Here is a 22372-nt window from a genome sequence, read left to right as displayed (position 1 = left end):
GCCACCAACCACCAGCGTGAGTGTAAGCATTCGTGGAATGGCTGTCAACCGGGTGTCTCGTCGAGCAGAATGGGCGTGACCTGCCCGGCAGTGAGGTTGATCAGGGCTTGCGTGAGCGACTCAACTTCCGTGGTGGGCAGAATCGCGTACACCGTGACATCCGCGGCGAAGTCCTCGTGCTCGATCTCCGCCTGATGCTCGGCCAGCAGCAACTTCAGTCGCTCATAGTAGGTGTAGGCGATGGAAATGCCCACGGTGGACCGGGGAATCTTCAGCTCGACAGGCAGCGCGGCGAGCACTTCTTTGGTCGCGCCACTGTAAGCGCGGACAAGTCCGCCCGTGCCGAGCTTCGTGCCGCCGAAGTAGCGCGTCACGACGATAACGGTGTCCCCGATATCCGCGCCGCGCAGGACAGCCAGCATCGGGGGACCGGAGGTACCGGACGGCTCGCCATCGTCGGACATGCCTTCGATCACACTGCCACCATAGCCCACTTTGAACGCGTACACATGATGTGTCGCGTCCGGCATTTCATCGCGCACGGATTGGATGAAGGCTTTGGCGTCGGCGACGGTGTTGGCTCGCCCCACCGTGGCGATGAAACGCGAATTGACAACAACTGTTTCGATGCGAGTGGTCTGCGCCGGAACCGCATATACGGTCATACCTGTTCCCATTCAAGAATCGCGGACGGTGACGCCTGTCGGAAAAAGGTGCGATAGGCTGCCGTTTCGCTAAAAATCGCCTGCGCCTGAGCCGTGCGCCCATTGAGATCCTTTGCTGTGGCTCCGGCACCAGGAGCAATCATAACCGCATCTTCCGGAGTTGACACCTCAATGTCGCCTTGCGCCTCGACTACCAAAAGCAGCGACCGGACCGCAGCAGGCGTTTGCGCCAGCGCTCCGGCCAGATCGTCAAGCGTCGTGCGACCCGCCTGCCGGGATATCACATACTTACACAGCTCAAGCAGGCGGCGCTGCGCGTCGGTGAAGGTAGAAATAAGGGGCGGCGCGCCGATCAGAATGACGCGTTCCGGCTGAACGCGCGCCAGTGCATCCTGCATGCGCAAGGATCCTGGTGGAACGGTGTAGACGATCAGGGTGGGCGCGCGATCGAGCTGGTGACATGCACGACCCGGCGAGTCTGCTGTGCGATACCCTTCAGCCCAGACGGCAGACTCAGGATAGCGTTGGCGCATTTCTTCCAGCGTGCGCGCCGGGTCGGGCGTATTTCGACAGTCAATGATGTCACGCTGCTGGGCAACAGACGGTGCAGCCGCAGTTGCCGCACGCCGGTAATCGATCAGCACTAACTGCGGGGCGTTTGTTCCGGCACGCGTTCGCAGATCGATCTGGAGCGCTGCGTCAAAGGCGCTGTCCGGCAGGGTTTGCTCGCCGCCGCGCCACCAGATCAATGACTGGCGCGCGCCGGAAGGATCCTCGATGGTCAAACGGCGATGCTGCTGGGCGCGATCGAGAAAGGCGGCGCTTTTCAGGCTTAGATCCGTGCTCAGAAATGTCACCGGGGGATTGCCCTCGCCAAATGGACCGAGTCGCTGCACGCGATCGGCAAACTGAGGGGTGAGTTCGGCAAGGGAGACAACAGCGTCAATGGTCAGAGTGGGACGTTCGGCAGAAGGGGTTTGGATCGCCAGCGCCTCAAACAGCCGCGCCTGAAATGCGGGTAAATCTTCGGCGCGCAGCGTAAAGCCCGCTGCGCCGGAATGGCCGCCGAATCGCACGAGGAGATCTTGCGCGGCGATCAGTGCTGCATGTACATCGATCCCGGGAACGGATCGCGCCGACCCCCGCAGGAGGCCGTCATCGCCAACAGTGTAGAAGAATGCGGGACGCTGCGCGGCTTCTGCGAGCTGGCCCGCTGCCGACCCAATCACCCCTGGGTGCCAGCTTGCGGCTCCCAACAGTAGCGCCGGACCCTGTGCCAGCGCTGGGTTGATCGTGAGCTGCTGTCGCGCATTGGCATAAACGTCCGCTTGAAGCGCACGCCGCTGGCGGTTGAGTCCATCGACCTGGGCCGCCAAAATGCGTGCGCGTGCCAGATCCGCAGTGAGCAGCAAATCGACACCTATAGACGCATCCGCGAGGCGTCCGGCGGCATTCAGGCGGGGCGCGAGATCGAAAGCGATGTCCATTGCGGACAGGCTCTCGATTTCCAGTCCGGCCACATCCGCAAGCGCACGCAGGCCGGGTCGAGGCGCATTTTGCAGGTGTCGAAGACCCATCTGAAGCAGATAGCGGGTGTCGCCAGTCTGCACGGCAACATCCGCGACAATACCCAGCGCAACGAGATCGAGAAATTGGGCCAGGGCCGTACTACGATTGAATTGGGCGTATAAGTGTTCGATCAGCTTGTACGCAACACCGACACCGGGCAGCGTCGCCAGCGGATGACCGGCGGGGAGCAGCGCGGGGTTGACGATGACATCCGCTTCTGGCAGATGATCCGGCAGCGCATGGTGATCCGTGATGACGGTCGTGATGCCCGCACGACGAGCGGCAGCGACGGCGCCACGCTCGGAGATGCCTGTGTCGCAGGTCAGCAGAACAGCGGGATCGTGCATTTCAATCCGTTCGCGCAGACGATCAAGGGCGATGCCGTGCCCGTCACGATTGCGGTCTGGGATGAAGTAGGTGACGTGTGCCCCTAGATTTTGCAGCGCGGTGACCAGAAGAGCCGTGGCCGTCTGACCGTCTACGTCGAAGTCGCCCCAAATCAGGATCGTTTGAGATACACGTATTACTTCCTCAAGCAAGGCGCACGCCTGAACGAGACCCGGCAGGTCGGCAGGCGGCGCCGGGCGATAAGAGGCGGGGTCAAGAAATGCACGCGCTGCGTCAGGAGACGTAAATCCACGTCCGGCCAGGATTTGAGCGATCAGCGCATCGCCGCCTGCAGCCTCAACCAGACGCGCCGATACGTCTACCATGCGTGGCAGAATCCACTGCTGCCTGGGGAACGTCTCCGCTGCCATGATAGCTAGAAGCCCACTTCTTCCACGTCCGCTAAGCGCACCAAACTTGGCATCTCCTCGTCGGGCAGCAGCATGTCGTCGCCGATGTGCCCGGCTCCCACGCCGCGCTCACAGAGCGACCGGTATTCACAGAAGCGACAGTGCGCTTCGTCAGCCGTCAATGGCCACACCGCATCCTCTGGCGCGCGCAGGATATCTGCGATCAGGCCAGAAAGATATTCTTCGTCACGGGCGGCCTGATCGGCGCTGTAATCGAACGTGACCGACTGATTGGGCGCGCCTGTAATCCAGTAGGTCATCTGGATCTGTTCGGGGCGAATTTCGCCGCCAAACAGCGCGCCACCAGCGCGAAGCAGAACGATCGGATAGATGCGTGTTTGAAGCCGCTGGACGAACCATTCACGGCGCGGGGCGCGCGCATAGGTTTTCCAATCGAAGATGATCGCTTGCTGCTGCGGCACGATTGCAAGTAGATCGAATTTCGCCGCGAGGCGCACGCCGTTGAGGGTTGTTGAAAGCGATAATTCCGGACGACGCTGTGCATCGAGCTTGTGGAGTGCGTCGTAGTGGAGGTAGCTTTGCCACCAGCCGCGCAGGGTATCATCTGCCCGGATCGACGCTTCCAGCACGGTGGGGTCCATACCTAGTTGGTGCCGTTCGATCAGCCGGTGAAAACGAATGCCGCGCTCGATGTGGCGCTCGTGTTCCAGAAGCGGCTCGGCGCGGACGGCAGGCCATGCCAGCGCATTGATGTAACGCAGTTGGAATCGGCGTCCGCAGTCCACGTAGTCTTGTAGACTGCTTTGCGTGAATTGAAACGGCTGTGGAAGCATCACATTCAATCCTTCAGCCGGACGGCTTTTAAGTATTCGTTCAGAGCAATTAGCGGGAGGGCGGCCTGATTTTCATTGCCTTTTTGCCAGAATCGCCCCATGTTCCAGGTGATGATCAATTCGCGGCGGGCACGAGTAATGCCTACATACAGCAGCCGCAGCCGCTCGGCAGCATAGTCGACCCGGGCCTGGACTGTCGCCTGACCTTCGACATACTGGTCCAGTTCATGCTCGGCCAGGGCTTTGATCTGTGTGAGAAGCTCCGCTTCAAGATTGAGGTTGTCCCGTACATACCACCGCTCACCGAGATACGTGTCGTACGGCTGCGCGGAGGGGAAGCCATAATTACTGACCGACATCAGGTAGACGCGATCCCATTCCAGCCCCTTGGCGGCATGCATGGTTGCTACGGTAACGACGCCCGGTTCCGGCACATATCCTTCTTCGGCGTCGTCAAAGCCGATAAATCGCCGCTCGTTGCTGCCGATCGCGCGCAGCTCGTCTACGAACTGGGGTAAGCGCCAGTCGGGGTAGGCGTGCGCGATACCTTTGAGCAGCACCGCAACCTTGTATGTCAGCGCAATGTCCACCGGCTTCTCGAACAGATCCTGTCCGATAGTCAGCACCAGTTGATCGACGGGCAGGGTGGTGGCCTCTAACCAGCGGCGCATTCGCTCGCGGAAGATGTCCAGCTCGGCGGGCAGCCACGGGTAGCTGCCCGGATCGACAGCTGGCGGCGCGTCTGATTCGTCGTTGACCGGCCACAAAAAGGCCTCGATGTTGCGATAGCCGTTAAAAAGCTTGGTCATGGTCTGGCGCAGGTCGATGTCACCATGGACCAGTTCCTGGTAAACGGGTGGCAGAGTGAGCCAGAAAACCTGTTTAAGCGCCTTGAGATCGACCGGCTCCGCGAGGTATTCAAGCACGGTGCGCAGCAAGTTAACCGCTCGACGCGTGTCCGTTGTGCTGCGCAAGAGTTCCTTGTAAGGAACCTGATATTTATTCAGAAGTTCTGCAAGTTTGAAGCCACGGCTGTTTTCCGGCACGAGCACGGCGACGGTCGGGCGTTCGTCGGGTGGCAGGGCTTCGATCTCCTTGAACCAGCTCACGAGGGACCATTCTTCGCCCGCAACGACCATTTCCAGCTCTTTATCTGGCGTGATTTTCTGGCCGGGCTGGTATTCGATGTGGATGTGGCACGCATCGATGGGGGGATTCGGCTGGGGATCGCCGGAATTCCCGGCAGGTTGGATGCTGCCGCGCCGGATGCCGCGTGCTTCGTCCACCGCGTAGCTAAAGGCACGACGCAGCGCGGGCGACGGATGTTCTTCCACCGACCAGCGCACTAATTCATTTGCCAGATCGATGATCGGCAGGGCAGAGCGGCCCGAAACCGAGAGCGGGCGTTCTTCTACGCCGGGAGTCTGGCGCGGATCGAGAAAGTCGAGCAAGAACTGAGAACTCGCTGTGGTGAAGGTGGTGTTGATCGCCTGATTGGGATCGCCCACTCGCACCCAGTTTTTCCCGGCGCTGAGCTGCTGGAGCATTTCCTGTTGAAGCTGGCTGCTGTCTTGCGCCTCGTCTTCGAGGATGTACGGCCAGCGATCCTGCAAGCGGCGGCGAAAATCACCATCGGTATCGAGCGCGCGCAGCGCCAGACGCACGAGATCGTCGAAGTCTACCGCGCCGCGCGTCGTCAGGCTGCGTTGGTAGTCGGCGTAAATTTCCGTCGCAAAGCGGGCCAGCGGCACCTCTTGCCCGGCACGCCTCAGCGTGTCCGCTAAGCGCTCGGGATCGAGCTGTAGGTCTTTTGCCTGTTGAATGAACCGGGCCACAAGCCCGGGCAGATCCTGCTCAAACTGGCGGCGGGCAAAATTGAACTTCGAGTCCTCTTCGGCGTTGACATAGCTGCTGAGCGCGTCCCGCCACGGCGCCAGCTTCTGAAGCGTCAGATCGCGCTGAATTTCGAGCACGGCACGCTCATCGAGGATCACAAAATCGTCGGACAGTCCGACAAGAGCAGGGCGTTCGCGTACGATATCGTGCGCAAGCCCGTGCAGAGTTCGCACGCGATAGCCGACGGTGGGCAGCAGGTGATACTGCTGGCGCAAGATTTGCGCAATTCGCGCCTGGAAGCCGTTTACCGCTGAATTCGTGAAGGTGACGATCAGAATTTCCTGATCGGTCTCAATGCGTCCCGTGGCGATCAGACGGGCAGCCAGGTGCGCCAGTGTGAACGTCTTGCCGCTGCCGGGAACGGCTGCGACACCGATCTGCCCATGCGTATAGCCGGAAATGATCTTTTCCTGTTCCGGGCGGAAGCCGGGTGCTGCGGCTGCGGTCATGGCGCGCCTTCCTCAATCTGCCCGTAAAACTGCGCGACGCGCTGGAGCACCCGCAGTAAGGGGCCGCGCTGCTCGTAGCCTTGCTCGCCCAGGTTCGAGACGGAGATGTAGATGCGTCCGGTCGCGCGGCGGATGAGGCCCGTAATGACGCGGCGCATGGCCTGTTGGCGCGCGTAATATTCGTCTTCGTCGGTCCAGAAAGCGCCCTCGGGATAGGCGCGCATCAGCACATACGGATGAGTCAGCGGCTGTTCCAAGCGTTCCCACCACAGGCTGCTGCCAGCATCCAACCAGAACTGGATGGCAACAGGACGGTTGCGCATCAAGAAGGTGTGCGCCGGGGCGACAAACACGGCATTCGGATCTTCGTGCCGCCAGCTTGGCAAATAGAGGCTGCCGAGTAATCCCTGCTGGATAAGCATGACGTATTCGCGCGTTACTTCCGACCAATCGTCTGAGCCGTTGGGGTAAAGGGTCTGGCGGAATTTGCGCGCGGAAGCGACCATTTCTGCAATGACGCGCCCGGCCTGCATGTCGGTATGGAAGCCGTAGTCCGGCTGCGACAGCACTTCGCCAAATAGACGGCTGAAAAAATGATCGGGCGTTGTTTCGGCGGCCACGGACTCGTAGGCGTTCAACCAATCGCGCAGAGTATCGTAACGCTGTCCGGCGCGATAGGTGATCCGCTGTCGCGCAGCCGACGTGATTTCCTCGAAAGCGCCCAACGGTTTCCCTGGGCGATAGACGATCTGCGTGAGCAGCCATGCGCGTACCGGGTCGAGTTCGCCTATGACGTGCTGCAGTGCATCCGCAACATCCAGCGCAGGGGGTGGAACGTTCCACCCCGGATGCGCAAGTAAGGTGAGCGTCAGCAGGGTGCGGGCCGACGGCTCATCGCGTACAGCGCGGGAAGGGCGGTGCGAGATCGCCGGGATTCCGCGATCGGCCAGGTGTGACATCAGGGTGAAACGAAGCGAGTCGTTCAAAAGCGGGACGAGCACTGCGATTTCGTTGGGAGGCGTCCCGTCGTGCACGCGCTGCGCGACTGTGTCTGCGACCCAGGACAGCATCTCCGGGTAAAAACGATGAAACTCGAATGTATACGCGTCGAGGGGATTCGCGTCCGCTTCAGGCTCGGGCGGCTCGCTGCTGTCCAGCAACGCAGAAAAGGCGGCCTCCATTGTCCTGAGCGGAGCAGGGCGATCGGACGGAGAATCGAACGCCACAACTTCGTCACACAGGCCCGCCAGCGTATGGAGTTCTGCGGGATCTGCGCCCAGAAATGTGCGATAGCCGCCATCGAGATCGTAGACGAGAAGGGCGGAACTTAAGTCATCCCACATCCACCGGATGAAGTCGCCAGCTGCCGCGTAATTTTCTTCCAGATTGTCGGCCACCAAATGCTGGTATTGGCCGGTGAAGTTATCCCGAAAGACAGGCTCTTGCAGCAAATGGCGCATGAATACGTCGATTTGCAGCGAGAAATCGAGTAGTCCTTGTTCAAGACAGTGCGTACGGAACTGCCGCGCAATTTCCAGGCTGGCGTGATACATTGGCGGGCGACTCGAATGCCGATTTCCCCATGCGGCCACGAGTCGTTCCTCTATCTCGTCGAGTGTGAAATGGTTGATCGCAGCGCGGGACAGGTTGTTGAGCGTTTCGGTCATGATGCGGAAGGGCGTCATGCTCACCCCGTCAAACGCGCCACGCTCAACGGCGGCCATGACGAACTGCGCCATCTGGTGTTGCGCTGTTTCTACCGACAGAAACTGCGGTTCGACTTCCGGGTGGGCAAACCCTGCTGTGGGGGCAACCAGCGGCCAGTAGGTTGAGAGGCAGCGCTGCGCTAGCTGCCCAAGTGTAACGACATCCAGGCCGGACGATCCCGGCCACTCGGGTGAGGCGGCGGCCAGCCGGTAGGGTTCGCCCAGCGCCGGGTGGGGGATAAGCACGAGAATGCTGTCGGCGCGCGTGCCCAGGAGCAGCAGATCGCTGATATGTGCAATGGCTGCGTGCGTCTTGCCGGACTGTGCTGGACCCTCAAAAAAGCGTGTGCGAGCCATTTTCGCGCCTCGTCATCTGTGTTGTAACACCCCTATTTTTAGGGGTGACAGCTATCTTTATTAGACGAGAATGAGAAAAAGACAGATATTTTGCCTTCTAGACAATCAAAACGGATGTTCTGTTTGTGATTGGGAGAGTATAACATAAATACTGGAGAAAATAAAAACGAGGCGTGCTAAGATTTGGAGTGTATTCAGGCGCGTTCGCGGTGGAGATGAACCACCGGAATGGGTACACTTGGGCAAAGGTTTGCACCAAAAGACTGGACAGGCACCCCGAGGAAGCTTATACGACTATGGCAACTATATCTACTCCCTGGCATACGCAGCCTCTCGAAGAGGTAGTTCAGCAGTTGGGATCCGACGTCAAACATGGGCTGACGGACGCCACTGCGGCTGAACGCCTACAACAGTACGGGCCAAACGCGCTGCAGGAGCAGCCACGTCCTACATTCTGGCAGCGGTTGTTGGCCCAGTTCCAGAGTTTTGTCATCTACATCCTGATATTCGCGGCGGTGCTTTCGGGCTTACTGGGCGACTGGGTTGAAGCGGCGGCAATTGCAGCCATTGTGGCTCTCAACGCGACGTTGGGTGTGATCCAGGAGGGACGCGCCGAAGAAGCACTCGCCGTGCTGCGGAAGCTGACGTCGCCCGAGGCACTCGTTATCCGGGGCGGGCACCAGCGCGTAATGCCTGCCAGCGATCTGGTTCCCGGCGATGTCGTGATTCTTGAGGCAGGGAATCACGTTCCGGCAGATGTGCGCCTCATCGAGACGATGAATCTCAAGGTGGACGAAGCCTCGATGACCGGGGAGTCTGTTCCGGTCGATAAGCGCGCTGATTCAAGAGTCGCGGTGGATGCGGTGCTTGGCGACCGGCGGAATATGGCGTATATGAGTACCACTGCGACCTACGGACGCGGAAAAGCGATCGTTGTCAGCACGGGAATGCAAACCGAGATCGGCAAGATCGCGGATATGATCCAGTCTACCGAGGCGGAAACGACGCCGCTTCAGCGCCGGTTGGATGAGCTGGGACGCACACTCAGCATCGGGTCGCTGGCGATTTGCCTGCTGGTTGGCGTGGTGATTTTTATCCGCGAGGTGACCGGCGGCGATTTCAAGTTCTTCGATGCGCTCACGGACTCCATTATGACGGCGGTTGCGCTGGCGATCGCTGCCGTACCGGAAGGGCTGCCAGCCGTTGTGACGATCAATCTGGCGATTGGGATGCGCGAGATGATCCGGCGCAACGCGCTGATCCGGCGGCTGCCTGCTGTGGAGACGCTCGGTAGCGCATCGACCATTTGTTCTGATAAGACCGGAACGCTGACGCAGAACGAGATGACGGCGGTCAAGCTGTTTGTCTCGAACGAGCGGCTTGATGTGAGCGGTGAGGGGTTTAGCCCGGTAGGAACGTTCAGCCGGGATGGTCAGGCGGTCAATATCGAAACCGATCCGGAGGCCACGCGGCTGCTGCTCGCCGCAATGCTGGCGAGCGATGCCCAGCTTGAGACAAATACGGACGGCAAGTACGGCCAGAATGGCTACCGTATGATCGGCGATCCGACCGAAGGAGCGATGGTCGTTGCGGCAGCAAAGGCAGGGCTCTGGCGTGAGACTTCCGAACAGCGCTATCCGCGCGTGAACGAAATTCCGTTCGATTCGGGACGTAAGCGCATGAGCACGATCCACCAGGCACCGGACGGTGGACCATTCGTTGTATTCACGAAGGGTGCACCCGAAATCGTACTGGAGCACTGCGACGCAATGCTGGAGAATGGAACACTTGTTCCAATGACGCCAGAACGGCGCGAAGCAGTGTTGGAAGCCAATACGCAGATGGCGCATCAGGCGCTGCGTGTGCTGGCGGTTGCTCAGCGAGAAATAGATGCGCTCCCGGCTGAGATTACTCCCGAAAACATCGAGGAAAAACTCACGTTCCTCGGGTTAATCGCCATGATCGACCCGGCGCGCCCCGAAGTAAAACCGGCGATTGCCAAAGCGCGCCACGCGGGCATCCGCACCGTGATGGTGACGGGGGACTATCCTGACACCGCACGCGCGATCGCACGTGAGATTGGCTTACTGCGCGAGAATGGCCGGGTTATTCAGGGCGTTGAGCTTGAGGCGATGTCCGATGGCGATCTTGCGCTGGCAATCGAAGATGTGGATGTGTTTGCGCGCGTTTCGCCAGAACACAAAGTGCGTATTGTCGAGGCGTTCCGCGCACGAGATTACGTCGTGGCGATGACGGGTGACGGCGTGAACGACGCTCCAGCGCTGAAGCGCGCCAGCATCGGTGTGGCGATGGGAATTACCGGCACCGACGTATCGAAGGAAACCGCAGATATGGTGCTCACGGACGATAATTATGTGAGTATCGTGTCGGCGGTCGAGCAAGGGCGCGTGATTTATGCCAACATCCGCAAGTTCGTGTACTTCCTGCTAAGCTGTAATCTAGCTGAAATCGCGGTTATCTTCCTCGCAACGCTGGCAGGAGCGCCTTCGCCGCTGACGCCGATCCAGCTCCTGTGGCTCAATCTGCTGACGGATGGGGCTCCGGCACTGGCATTGGGGGTCGAAAAGGGCGATCCGGACATTATGGACCGGCCTCCGCGCCCAACCAAGGAACCGATCATCAACGGCGACATGCGTCTTGGGATGTTGATCCAGACGATCATCATCACAGCAGCAACCCTGGCAACGTTCATGCTGGGACGGCATCTCCAGCCGGACAACTGGAATCTGGCGCGCACGATGGCATTTGTCACGCTGTCATCGTCGGAGCTGCTGCGAGCCTATACGACGCGCTCTGAACTGAATTCGCTGTTTAAGATCGGCATATTCACGAACAAGTACATGCAGTATGCCGTGTCTGTATCGATGGTGCTGTTGATTGCGGTTCTGTACGTGCCGTTCCTTCGCGACATCTTCGACACGGTCGCACTGAGTGTCGTGCAGTGGCTGTACATCATTCCGGCGATTCTCGCGCCGTCGGTGGCTGCAGAGCTGACGAAGATTTATCTCCGGGCGCAGCACGCCCAGCAGGCGGCGCTCCAAGCAGCGTGAGGTTTAATAAAAACAGGCGGCACGGAAGTTTCTCGTGCCGCCTGTTTTGACTTAAAACTAGTCGTGATAATGACACTTATCACGACCTAATTTCAAATTTGAGCGTAAACGAGCCCGAAGAGACCCAAAACTTAGTGGGACATTGCCGTAAGTTGATCGAAGAACAACGCGAAACTACATAGCACAGTTGTCCCTGCGTTTCTCGCGCTTCAACGGAGTTAGCAAGTGATGCGTTCGGATTTCCCCTCTGGCGCATCGTTGTTTTGTTGCCAGAAATCACGTCACAGGTACCCTGCTGTTCATGTCGTCTTCTCTTGCAGGTCCTGGCCGCGGACATGAACCGTCTTGATTGCTGAATGCAGTCTAAAAATTGGCCTGATGGACTTGTGATCGCGGTGTCTGGGGGATAATTTAGAAGATAACTTGCTGATTTTTCGAAGAATAAAGGGTTTTTTTGTCCCCACAATATATTAATTAATTTATTTCTATTTATAATAGTATTATTACTATTAATATTCAGGTGCTATAAAGGCGAGCGTCGCGTGTGGGGAGACGCGACGCTCTAGCGGGTGGGGTGGTGGGATGTCCTGTATGGACTGTTAATGTAAGTATAAACAAGTCATCAAAACTTGTCAAGCATTCATTCAAAACGCGTATTTGCCAGCGATTTGCGCCACAGGGCCTCGATCACCGCCGCAATAAGCTGCACATCGAATTGATCGGACAGGTTCACGCCCTGCATGGTCAAGGGCTGATCCCCATGCTCTATCGCCACGATCCAGGCCTGATCGGTGTAACGAATGCCTCCAAGCATATCGAAAGGATACTTCCAGACCTGTCGCTGCCCATCGAGATAGAGGTATTCCGCCGTGACGAACAACTTTCCCGAATCCAGTACCGCGCTGCTGCCTCCAAACCCGAAGAAACTTGAGCTGTTCGTTTCCTGCAGCGTAACACCTTTCAGACTCAGATATGGTTGCCCTTCTCGTTCAGCTACAGGCATTTGCTCCGGTTGGAGCCAGGAGAGATCGCCGGACTGTGCCTGCTGGACGCGCTGGCGCTGGATGAATCCATCGGTGCTGATTGTGAGCGCTTGTTGAGCAGTCAGCCACCCTGCCCCGGCGAAGTGCTGTGCAACATAAAAATAGCGAGGATCGTGGTTACAGTGGCGAAAACGGATATGCCAGGCGTCGGGCAGTGCTGGGTCCGCATCAAAATCGGCTGTGGTGCCGCACCGGCTGCATTTGAGGATCGGGAAATCGCTCCCGATCCCCAGTATACGACGCCCGGGAAACAAGGCTGTTGTCCCTTCGGTGTGGCAGTATAGGCATCCCTGCAGTGGTGGCAACCGTAAAATATCCCCATCCACCGCCATGATCGCCCCCGGTTCTCTGCTTAGCGGAGAGGCTCCAGGAAGCCCATCCTATCGCGGACGGTTTTTAGAGTGTCATTGGCGACTTCAGCGGCTCGTTCGGCACCACGCGCCAACAGATTATCGATGTAGCTCGAATCGCGCGTGAGTTCCTCGTACCGCTGCTGAATGGGTCCGAGCGTCTCAACCACGGCTTCCGCGACGGCTTTCTTAAGCTCGCCGTAACCCTGGCCCTCGAACCGCTGCTCGATCGCTTCGCGCGATTGGGCTGTCAGCGCTTCGTAAAGCTCCAGAAGGTTGTTGACGCCTGCCCGCTCGGGATCGCTGCTAAAGCGAATTTCGCGGCCAGAGTCAGTAACTGCGCGCATAACCTTCTTGCGGGCGCGGTTGGGCGGATCGAGCAAATACACTGCATGATACTCTGAGCCGGTTTCGCTCTTGCTCATTTTTGCGTTGGGGTTATCCAGCCCCATGATGCGAGCGCCGGTCGGCGGAATCATGGGTTCCGGGATGTTAAACGTATCGCTAAACAGGTGGTTAAATCGCTGGGCGATATCACGCGTCAGTTCAAGGTGCTGTTTCTGGTCTTCGCCCACAGGCACCGCGTCCGCCTGATAAAGCAGGATGTCGGCAGCCATCAGAACAGGATAGTCCAGCAACCCAGTGCTAACCGAATCCGCCTGCTGCTTCGCGGATTTGTCCTTAAACTGCGTCATACGGTTAAGCCAGCCCAGCGGTGTGATGCAGTTCAGCAGCCAGGTCAATTCGGCATGAGCCCGGACATGCGACTGTACGAATACGGTCGACGCCTCAGGATCGATGCCGCACGCGAGGTAAAGCGCAGCGACCTCGCGCGTTTTCTGGCGCAGTTCCGCCGGGGTGTAAGGGACCGTGATCGCGTGGAGATCAACGACGCAGAAGAAACTTTCGAAGTTATACTGCTCGCGCGCCCACTGGCGCAGCGCACCTACATAGTTGCCAATGGTGAGATTGCCGGAAGGCTGCACGCCAGACAGAACGCGCTTGCGCTTCCCTGATTGGTTTTCGCTCATTCGATCTGCTTTCTAGGTAGAGACGGGATGACTTACGTTGGAGAGAATTGTAGCATCCCCATGTGGGGCGGGCAACCGTGGGGTCAGCCAAAAGTAGTACCGCCGGTAGGATTCGAACCCACGACGCCCAGTTCCGAAGACTGGCGCTCTATCCCCTGAGCTACGGCGGCAAGTTCGTTCTATACTACCACGCTGCTTGAGGGCAATCAATAGGGTGGATTAAAGCCGTAGTCCGCTTTGAGTTGGGCGAAATTCTGCTCGGTATAGGCCAAGCCTACCGTATCGCCCATATGATCCTGGATCGTCCAGGCGCGTTCCAGCAGCTCGTAAAGCTTGTTTGGCGCGATCTCGCGCTCTTGCGGGGATTGGTGAAGATATGCGACAACCAGATTGTTGTGCGCTCGGGCCAACCCCACGAGGTCGCGCGATTGTTCGAGTAACTGTACGGCAAGCGTGAGATAATCGATCGCTTTCGGGAAAGCTCCCAGGTGGACGTATACCTGCCCCAATGTCGCCAATGCACGGCCCCGGTTGGCGTGCGTTACGGGCAGCAGGCGCAAGGCCTGTTCGGCGGCGTGGAGTGCGTCCCGGTAATTTTGCATCTGGATGTGAATCTGGCTGGTGAGACCCCACATACGCGCCGAAGGCGACAGTCTGCTGAGCCAGCGCAGCGCCTCATCCGTCTGGTTGGCGTCCAGAGCAACTTGGCATAGTTCCTGGATGCAGCGTTCGGCGCGAGACTGCTCCTCAAATCTCTCGTATAGGTTCAGCGCCTGCCTTAGGTCGTCGTGTGCCTGCTGCCACCGGCCCCGATAACGATTTACCACAGCCAGTTCCACGAGCACGTCAGCCTGTTCCGGTGTTCCGGCGGGCAGTGCGGCAAAAGCTTGCTGCAAGCTTTCCCACGCGCTGTGCAGATCGCCAAGCCACCGCTGAGCAATGCCGAACTGCATATCGAGCCACGGAATCTGATCCGCAGGCGCGGTCGGAAGCAGCGCCTGGATATGGTTCAACCACGCATACCAGTGCCCATCTTCGGTGATCTGATCGGCAAGCGCGCGAGCGTACCGGATCTGACCTTCTGTAGGCAACTGAAGATGTTTCCCCAGGTTGAGGGCAAAGAGCGCCATATTAGGCGCTGGCCGTGCCTGTAAGCGCGCGACGTGACGCTCCAGAGCTTCCCGGATGAATGCTCGTGCGGACTCTGTTTTCGTAACCGGAACATCACGATTTACCTGCTCCTGAATATACGTCGCGGAGACATCGATTAGCCTGTAGTGCATGGTGTGCTCATGAGGATCAGCAAATAACAATGCCGCGTTTACCAGATATTGAAGGTATTCATCTGCCTCACCAGGGTCGATACCAACCAGCGGCGCAGCATCCTCGTATGGAAAACCAGACGCGGCGGGATACAGAAGCGGGAGCAGCCAAAAGCGCCGGGCTGCCGGGGACATACGCTGCCAATGGGCTTCGTAGGAACTGCCCAGTTTCGCAACGAGCGCCTGACCTGAAACCGGTATGGTCCACGACTGCTGAACCATGCTTTCGATCGCTCGCGGATTTCCACCTGCTGTCCTCCAGATCGAATCAAAGCGGTCGAGCGGGCTGTGCCGCGTGGGAGCGTGTCCGGCAAGCTGCTCGACAAGGCGATGGGCATCTTCGCGGTCGAGCGATGTCAGCGGAAGATCGTACAACAGCGGCGGAAGGTGATGGCGGGACTGGCTGGTGATCAGCACCAGTGCCGCTTCCAATATTGCCAGGAGTTGTGCGGTATGTGAGTAGTTGGCGAGAACCGGTTCGGCATGGTCCAGCACAACGAGCACCCGGTAGGTGTCCAGGTAGGCGCGCAGGGCCTGCGCTGGCGTCGCATCCAGGGATAGCGGAAGATCGAGCTGCGCGGCGAGTTGAACATCTAGCGCCTGGAAGTCGAGTGGATCTTTTTCGATATCGATCCACAGAATGTCATCCAGCTCATCGACCATATCCAGAGTAATCGCCAGCGCCAGCGCGGTTTTACCGATGCCCGGAGGGCCATAAAGCAGGACATGATTGGGCGGATCGGCTTCACGCAGCAGGTGCACTGCCCAGGCGTACAGAGACGCGCGCCCAAACAACGTAGGTGTGCGGCGGTTGGGTAATGCAAGCGTCAGGCGTTGGTGGTGTTCGGTCTGCCGCGCGGTTTGCTCGATCCGGATTAGCTCCTGCGTGAGCCGGGAAACTGCTACCTTCTGCCGGCGGCGAATGCTCCGTTCTTCCTGTTTGGCCGCCGTCTCAATCATATTCATCGACAGGTCCTGGTCGATGCATACGTAGCGGTGATAGATGACACTCCACCCTTCGAGCTCGCGGTTGTTGCGCGTGAAATCTTCGGTGAGTGCAGTCTGGTAATCGGCGCAACCTGCTGCGGGCAGATTGTACTGACCGCGGAGCGACATGTAGTGATTGGTGATGACCGAAGCAAGGTGATCGAAGACCGCGCCATCTACCACCGCGTCGCCAATCATCGCGAAAGGAGGTCGCAACCGTTGAGTGACACTGACGAAAAATTTCAGCGGGTGATCGCCAAGCGGCAGCGCGCCGGACATAGCCGCCAACGCACGCTCGACGAGGTGTTCGTCTAGAGTTGGCCTGTGACCGCTCATGCTCCCCCGTGCGGATGGCCGAATGAGGTTGTCCTGCAACTTAACCCTGGAAAGCGAATTTACCAGCTGCTATCCGGGAATGTCCGAACGTTGGACGCGTGCCCCACGCGTTTGTACATATGGATTCCCGTGAGCGGATGCCCCATGATGCCATCGTGGATGGCCCAAGAACGCCCCAGTACGGTTTGTGCGGCCCCCGGCGTACGAAAGGGTGTGTCGCCGTTCATGCGTGCGTGAAGATCGCCACCGGGTAGAAATCGCTCGTGGATGGACCGCATGATGTTTGCGCCGCGTTCGTACGCAAATCCGTAGCGCTCGAATGCAATAGCGTTATGGTAAAAGAGGGGCTCGATGAAAAACATATCGTGCTGCATCTTGCGGATGAACTCTTCAAAGAGCGGAATTGCGGTGCGGAACAGACGCAGCCCGCGCCGGATCTGCCCAGGGGCTAGCCGGGCTTGCATCGCGCGGATTTCTTCGGGAACATTACGGCTGTGCGTGCCGAGCTGCGTCGGGTTTCCCTGCTCGTCGATATCGATGTTGAAGCGCGTCGAATAAGGGTCGTTCACGACGACCAGCAGCACGGCAAGCTGCGAGTTTACGGTATCGCCCATTTGCAGATACAGCGCCGGATCGATTGCGCCGGGTTCATGATAAACCGAGATCTCAACCGAGTGACTGCCGGATGGGCAGCGAACCTGTACCACCTGCTGGCCGCGCACCGTGTAGGTATCGCGATCGATTGCAAACATCGGGAAGACCCATTCAGGAATCAACGTGTAGTAGATCGCGAGCTTTTCAGACGTGGGAAGATCGTTAAGCTCGCGGATCGAGTGTGGAAATAAGGCACGCGGAACGTCCGTCATGGGGTGAGCCTACTCTACTGGTTTCTTTCACGCAGCGCACGCTCGATCTGGCGCTGGGTGTCTTTTTCACGCAGCGCGCTGCGCTTGTCATACTGCTTTTTACCGCGAGCCAGCGCAATCTCTACCTTTGCCTTGCCGCGCACGAGATAGAGCTGGATCGGAATCAGCGTCAGACCCTTTTCCTGTACGCGGCTCAACAGGTGAATGATCTCACGGCGGTGCACCAGCAGCTTGCGAGGCCGCAGCGGATCGTGCCCAAACTTCCCTGCTTCGTCATATGAAGCGATATGCACGTTGAGTAGCCACAGCTCGCCGTCACGCGGCTGTATGTAGCCCTCGCGCAAATTAGCGTGCCCGGCCCGGATCGATTTAATCTCCGATCCGGTGAGAACCAACCCCGCTTCGAGTGTTTCCATAAACTCGTAGTCGTGCCACGCTTTTCGATTGGTTGATATGACCTTACGGCCCTGTTCCATGTTAAGTCCTTTACGTGCTTGATTCTATGAGCCAGCCGGGGCCGCGATCTGACTGGTAAGCTGGTTAAGTGCCTCTCCAAGCTCTACGTCGCGCCCGTCGTCCGTCGGCGTGGTGACGATATCCGGTTCCAGGCCGTTCCCGCTCAGTGCGGCATGCGCCGGGGTGAACCATTCCGCCGAGGTGATGTGAATCGACGAGTTATCCGAGAGGCGGAAGATCAATTGGACGGAGCCTTTGCCATAGGTTTTCTGGCCGATCAGGATTCCGCGTTCGCGATCTTTGATCGCTCCGGCGACAAGTTCCGCCGCACTGGCCGTGCCGCCGTCTACAAGGACCACCAGCGGGAGATCGGTCGCCGTGCCGGTCTGTGTGGTTTCGGTAGGCTCTTCGCCGTCGCGCGTTTTCTCGTAGAAGACTACGCCGCCATCCAAAAATTCAGACGTGACCTCGACCGATTCGGCCAGCAGTCCACCAGCATTGCCGCGAAGATCCAGCACGAGCGCCTGCGTGCCCTGTTCGCGCAGATCCGCAATCGCACTGTGAAGCTCGTCGGGCGTGCGACTCGTGAAGCGGATGATCTGGATGTAACCCACTGCCGGATCATCCTGTGCCATGCGCCAAACGACCGATGGATCGGCGACGACAGCGAACTCGATGAAGTAGTCGTTCGTTTCTTCCTGGCTGGGGCGTCTGACCGTGATGGTAACGCCGCGCCCTTCACCCACCTCACCACGCAGCATCTGATCAACGACGTCCGTGCGCTCATCGGTGGCCAATGACTGACCATTGACCGCGACCAGCAGATCGCCCTGCTCGATTCCCGCCTGCTCTGCCGGGCTGTCCGGTGCAGGGAACAGAACGAAGTTACCAACTTCATCCCGGCGAACGTGGGCTCCGATGCCGCCATACTGCCCGGCCAGGACGTCCGATTCGCTCTGCGCGACGGGCGGATCGTTGAAGAAGGTATAGGGATCGTTTAAGCGCCCCAGATAGCCCCGGATGGCCGCATATTCCATCTCTGGCCCGTTGGGGATTTCACGCAGGTAGTGATCCTGGACGAGCTGCTCGACTTCTGCCAGGAGTGGGAACTCAGTATCCTGCTTGGATTGTGCCGTCACCGGGACCTGCCCGCGCACCACAAATCCCGCCAGGAAAAACGCGGCCAGAATCAAGCCTGTGAGCAAACCCTGTCCAACCGCTTCAACAATACGCCGCTTCGACCGAAATTGCTGTCTCATTCTGACCCGCCTGATGGCCCCTTTACGATACCCGCGATTGTAGCATAGCTACCGGGAAAAACTACGTTTGATTGTCCCGATAGCCAAACTAGGATTATATTACTGCCCAGAAATCGATGCAGTTTCACCACAGGAAGGCAGCCGTGACCGGAGACGTTGAAAAGCCCCTGGTGTTAATAGCGGATGACGAGAGCAATGCCGTGATGCTCCTGACACGTGTGCTGGAACGCGATGGATTTGCCGTTGCCAGTGCGCGGGACGGCGAAGAAGCGCTCGACAAAGCACGCAGCTTGCGTCCCGACCTGATCCTGATGGACGTCCAGATGCCGAAGCTCAATGGCTTTGAAGTGGTCCGGCAGCTTCGTGAAGGATCGGAAACGGCACGGATTCCGATCATCTTTGTGACGGCAGCCGCGCGAGAGCCATCCGATGTTGCACATGGCTTCAAGCTGGGCGCGGATGACTACATCCGCAAACCCTATAATTATCATGAACTGCTGGCACGTGCCCACAGCAAAATGCAGGCGCGCCGCCTGGAAGAACGATTGCAGCGCCGCAGCGAGGAATTGGAAGCGCTGCTCCGTATTGGCGCGGAGTTTAACCAACGCTTGGGCCTGGACGAACTGGTTGAGCTGGTGTTAGGTACAACCAGCCAGGAATTAGGTGCGGATTACGCGGAATTGTACCTGTTTGATGACAAGGGACGGATCGTTAGTTTTGCTGCGTGGGGGATGCCCGAACCGCCGCTGGCAGAAGCGGAACAGCGGCTGTACCAACCGGGCAGCACCGCAGGATGGGTACTGCGTTCCGGCGATCCCGTGCTTGTGCCGGATACATCTACGCATTTAGATGCGGCCACCGATCTGGCTGAAATGAATTATGGCTGTGCTGTTGCTGCACCGCTCAAGCACCACGGAAAACTTCTGGGGATCCTGGTCCTCGCTCAAGCGGCGGTAAATAGCTTTTCCGAGAGCGACCTGCGCCTGCTGCGTCTCATTGGCGAGCAGGCAGCCCTGGCCGTACGCAATGCGCAGCTTTACGCCGAACTGCGCAACTATGCGCAAAACCTGGAAGAAATGGTCGAGGTGCGGACGAAGGAACTACGCGCCGCACAGGCGCAGTTGATCCGCAGCGAGAAGCTGGCGGCATTGGGGCGTCTGGCTGCCGGCATCGCGCACGAAGTGAATAACCCTCTCCAGCCGATCTTGAACTGCCTTGAAGTGGCGATCGAGGATGTTGATTCCGGTGACACTGTAGATACCGAAGTGCTTCGCGTCGCCGAGCGTGAAGTACAGCGCATCAAGACGATTGTGTCGCGCCTGCTGGATTTTGCGCGCCCAGGAACTGCATCCGATACGGAAGAGGTCGATTTACGTTCGTTGGTTCAGGAGATCCTGCTGCTCACCGCTAAGAATTTGGAACAGCGCCACGTGCGGGTCCGTTCAAACGTGGTCGTCGAACAGCCGTTGATTGGCAACCCGGCGCAGTTGAAGCAGGTGCTGCTCAATCTGGTATTAAACGCCATGGAGGCTATGCCGGAGGGTGGCGAAATTGCGATCGATGTCTTTTCTACGGATGGCGGTGCGGTTATCGAAGTAACCGATACGGGTATCGGTATGGATGCCGAAACCGTGGCCCAGATTTTCGATCCCTTTTACTCAACCAAGCTGGATGGCACGGGGCTCGGCCTGGCTGTAACTTACGGGATCATCGAGGGCCACGGCGGACGAATTACGGTTGACAGTGAGCCGGGTGAGGGAACCCGCTTCTCGATCTGGATTCCCTATATGCAGCCCTAAACGACGACTAGGCGAGAATCCACGCGGCGCGGAACTGATCCCACGTGATTTCGCCGTTGGCGTATTGCAGCGCCTGATCGATGGGCGCGACAGCCCGGTAAAGCTTGTCGTGCCCTGCTGCATCACACGCATCGACTGTAATACCTACCGCGGAAACCTGCTCTTGCAGTGTGGGTGCCTGTCCTGCTGCAAGCCCCATCCCGGCGGTAACGATCTGCGGCAGCGCCGGAGATGGCGCAGCGCAAAGCTCCAGGTAGAATGTGTTGCCCAAACTGCTGGGAGCCACGACCGCCCTACCCTCTCCACCGGGAGCGACATTAGGCAGCTGCGCTTCCACCGCCGACTGTGCGCTTGCGATTTGCGGGTTATCGAGAGTCAGGACTTGCAGCGCGCCCGGATCGGGAGTTCCCTGATCGTCATCGCTGCCCATGAGGAAGTAAACGGCCAGAACGCCTACCAGCGCGATCACAACGACAACCAGCGCCATGAGCAGCATTGTGACGCCGCGTCCACGTTTAGCCTGACGCTGATGCGCAGGCTGCGATTCTTCACCAAACAGGTCACCTGGAAAATCGGGCTCTGGCGGATTGGTATCTTCGAAGCCCTGGAAAATATCGTCATCAAAAGTTAGGGAAGCAAGCGCTGCGTCTGCTGCATCGGTTGCCTCGACGGCCATCAAGTCCTGCTCCAACCCGGCAAACGGATCCTCTTCGGGGAACAGTTCGTCGGTGTTGTCCGCGAACAGGACGGAATCGAACAGGTCATCCGGTGGTTCTTCTGTCCCGGAATCTAGATCGCTTGGCGAAGCAGCCAGAAAAGCGGGCATTTCTTCGTCGCTCTCGTCGGCTGGCCCCGTGGTAAATGGATCGGGCATACTAGAGGGCTGCACCACGCTGTACTCGTTCTGCAGCTCCGGGAAGCGCTGAATTTCGTCAAACTCAGGCGGATACTGCTGATTAAGCTGCCCCAGCATTTCACGCGCTTTGGGCGCATTGACGTAGGTGGGGTCCAGGCGCAGCACCTGGATCAAAGCTTCGCGTGCCTCACGCGGTTCGGAAGCTGCATAAGCCAGCAGCCACCACGCATGGACATTTTCGGGTTCCATCGCCACGATGGGCCGCAGCAGATCGAGCGCGTCTTGTGTCTTGTCGCGTTTGATAAGCTTGTAGGCGAATTCTAAATCATCTCGTGCGCTGCTCATGTCGCTGTTCTCCGGTAAGCCCGGTTGGGCGCGTTCCCGAGGAGGCCGGGCATGGTAAGGCGTATGCAGGCGTGGTAAAGATCAGGCTTACTTGCCGCTCATGATGGAGTGTACGTTGATTTACGGAGCGACGCAACTGTACGGCAATACTGGTTTGGGAGGAAAAACAAAAAAGCTCCCGAAGAAGCTTTTTGAGGGGAAATCTGGTGTAACTTGGTGCCCTGGAGAGGACTCGAACCTCCACGCCCGAACGGGCACAGGCCCTCAACCTGCCGCGTATGCCAATTCCGCCACCAGGGCATTGCAGAAGTCATTATACACGGCGAAAAAGGATTGTCAATGGCTGGCAGTTGCACTTCTACACGCGTAAAATTGACACTTATTCAAGCTTGGTAGATTGCTCGAAGCGGAAGGTTTG

General features: G+C 58.5%; 14 protein-coding genes and 2 tRNA genes. 2 read left to right on the top strand and 14 right to left on the bottom strand.

What is annotated here, in order from left to right; all coding sequences use genetic code 11:
* Positions 1 to 44: 44 nt before the first annotated feature.
* Genes V7116_RS00850 through V7116_RS00830 form a run of 5 tightly spaced genes read right to left on the bottom strand, consistent with a single transcriptional unit; the run spans position 45 to position 8233 of the window.
* Complete coding sequence (locus tag V7116_RS00850) at positions 45 to 665, bottom strand: YigZ family protein (protein ID WP_324389424.1); 621 nt, start codon at positions 663 to 665, stop codon at positions 45 to 47.
* Positions 662 to 2947 (bottom strand): single-stranded-DNA-specific exonuclease RecJ, encoded by a 2286-nt coding sequence (gene recJ, locus V7116_RS00845; RefSeq protein ID WP_324389422.1) that lies wholly within the window; start codon positions 2945 to 2947, stop codon positions 662 to 664. The genes V7116_RS00850 and recJ overlap by 4 nt, the downstream gene beginning before the upstream one ends.
* A gap of 50 nt (positions 2948 to 2997) precedes the next feature.
* Complete coding sequence (locus V7116_RS00840) at positions 2998 to 3825, bottom strand: PD-(D/E)XK nuclease family protein (protein ID WP_324389420.1); 828 nt, start codon at positions 3823 to 3825, stop codon at positions 2998 to 3000.
* A gap of 5 nt (positions 3826 to 3830) precedes the next feature.
* Positions 3831 to 6170: an ATP-dependent helicase gene (locus tag V7116_RS00835; RefSeq protein WP_324389418.1), complete on the bottom strand. Its 2340-nt coding sequence runs from the start codon at positions 6168 to 6170 to the stop codon at positions 3831 to 3833.
* Positions 6167 to 8233, bottom strand: a complete 2067-nt coding sequence (locus V7116_RS00830) for a hypothetical protein (RefSeq protein WP_324389416.1) — start codon at positions 8231 to 8233, stop codon at positions 6167 to 6169. The genes V7116_RS00835 and V7116_RS00830 overlap by 4 nt, the downstream gene beginning before the upstream one ends.
* A 296-nt stretch (positions 8234 to 8529) precedes the next feature.
* Here V7116_RS00830 and V7116_RS00825 point away from each other — a divergent pair, with 296 nt between their 5' ends.
* A complete protein-coding gene (locus tag V7116_RS00825) occupies positions 8530 to 11304 on the top strand; it encodes a cation-translocating P-type ATPase (protein WP_324389414.1) in 2775 nt (924 codons plus the stop codon).
* A 640-nt stretch (positions 11305 to 11944) separates the two neighbouring features.
* Here the strand turns inward: V7116_RS00825 and V7116_RS00820 are convergent.
* The 7 genes from V7116_RS00820 to V7116_RS00790 all read right to left on the bottom strand — a co-directional run bounded on the left by V7116_RS00820 (position 11945) and on the right by V7116_RS00790 (position 18954).
* Positions 11945 to 12679 carry a hypothetical protein gene (locus tag V7116_RS00820; protein WP_324389412.1) on the bottom strand — a complete coding sequence of 245 codons (735 nt, stop codon included), beginning with the start codon at positions 12677 to 12679 and terminating at the stop codon, positions 11945 to 11947.
* A 20-nt stretch (positions 12680 to 12699) separates the two neighbouring features.
* Entirely contained in the window at positions 12700 to 13728 is a 1029-nt protein-coding gene (gene trpS, locus V7116_RS00815) for a tryptophan--tRNA ligase (protein ID WP_324389410.1), read from the bottom strand.
* 97 nt (positions 13729 to 13825) lie between these two features.
* A tRNA-Arg gene (locus V7116_RS00810) sits at positions 13826 to 13898 on the bottom strand.
* A gap of 36 nt (positions 13899 to 13934) precedes the next feature.
* The gene (locus tag V7116_RS00805) at positions 13935 to 16373 is read right to left on the bottom strand and encodes a hypothetical protein (protein WP_324389408.1); all 2439 of its coding nucleotides are present in this window, start codon (positions 16371 to 16373) and stop codon (positions 13935 to 13937) included.
* Between the two features lie 59 nt (positions 16374 to 16432).
* Positions 16433 to 17239, bottom strand: a complete 807-nt coding sequence (locus tag V7116_RS00800) for a hypothetical protein (RefSeq protein WP_324389406.1) — start codon at positions 17237 to 17239, stop codon at positions 16433 to 16435.
* Positions 17240 to 17253: 14 nt separating this feature from the next.
* Positions 17254 to 17715, bottom strand: a complete 462-nt coding sequence (gene smpB, locus V7116_RS00795; protein WP_324389404.1) for an SsrA-binding protein SmpB — start codon at positions 17713 to 17715, stop codon at positions 17254 to 17256.
* Positions 17716 to 17739: 24 nt separating this feature from the next.
* Complete coding sequence (locus V7116_RS00790; protein ID WP_324389402.1) at positions 17740 to 18954, bottom strand: S41 family peptidase; 1215 nt, start codon at positions 18952 to 18954, stop codon at positions 17740 to 17742.
* A 143-nt stretch (positions 18955 to 19097) separates the two neighbouring features.
* Here V7116_RS00790 and V7116_RS00785 point away from each other — a divergent pair, with 143 nt between their 5' ends.
* Complete coding sequence (locus V7116_RS00785) at positions 19098 to 20753, top strand: response regulator (RefSeq protein WP_324389400.1); 1656 nt, start codon at positions 19098 to 19100, stop codon at positions 20751 to 20753.
* Positions 20754 to 20760: 7 nt separating this feature from the next.
* On the opposite strand, the gene V7116_RS00780 is transcribed toward V7116_RS00785, so the two are convergent.
* Together V7116_RS00780 and V7116_RS00775 are read right to left on the bottom strand one after the other, a co-directional pair.
* The gene (locus tag V7116_RS00780) at positions 20761 to 21954 is read right to left on the bottom strand and encodes a tetratricopeptide repeat protein (protein ID WP_324389398.1); all 1194 of its coding nucleotides are present in this window, start codon (positions 21952 to 21954) and stop codon (positions 20761 to 20763) included.
* Between the two features lie 214 nt (positions 21955 to 22168).
* Positions 22169 to 22254 (bottom strand) — tRNA-Leu (locus V7116_RS00775).
* Positions 22255 to 22372 lie beyond the last annotated feature (118 nt).

Origin of the sequence: Aggregatilinea sp., from assembly GCF_036822615.1 — a bacterium.
In the GTDB taxonomy this organism is placed as follows: domain Bacteria; phylum Chloroflexota; class Anaerolineae; order Aggregatilineales; family Aggregatilineaceae; genus Aggregatilinea.
The sequence above is the reverse complement of the archived record's forward strand: the minus strand, read 5'-3'. Positions and strand labels throughout refer to the sequence as shown.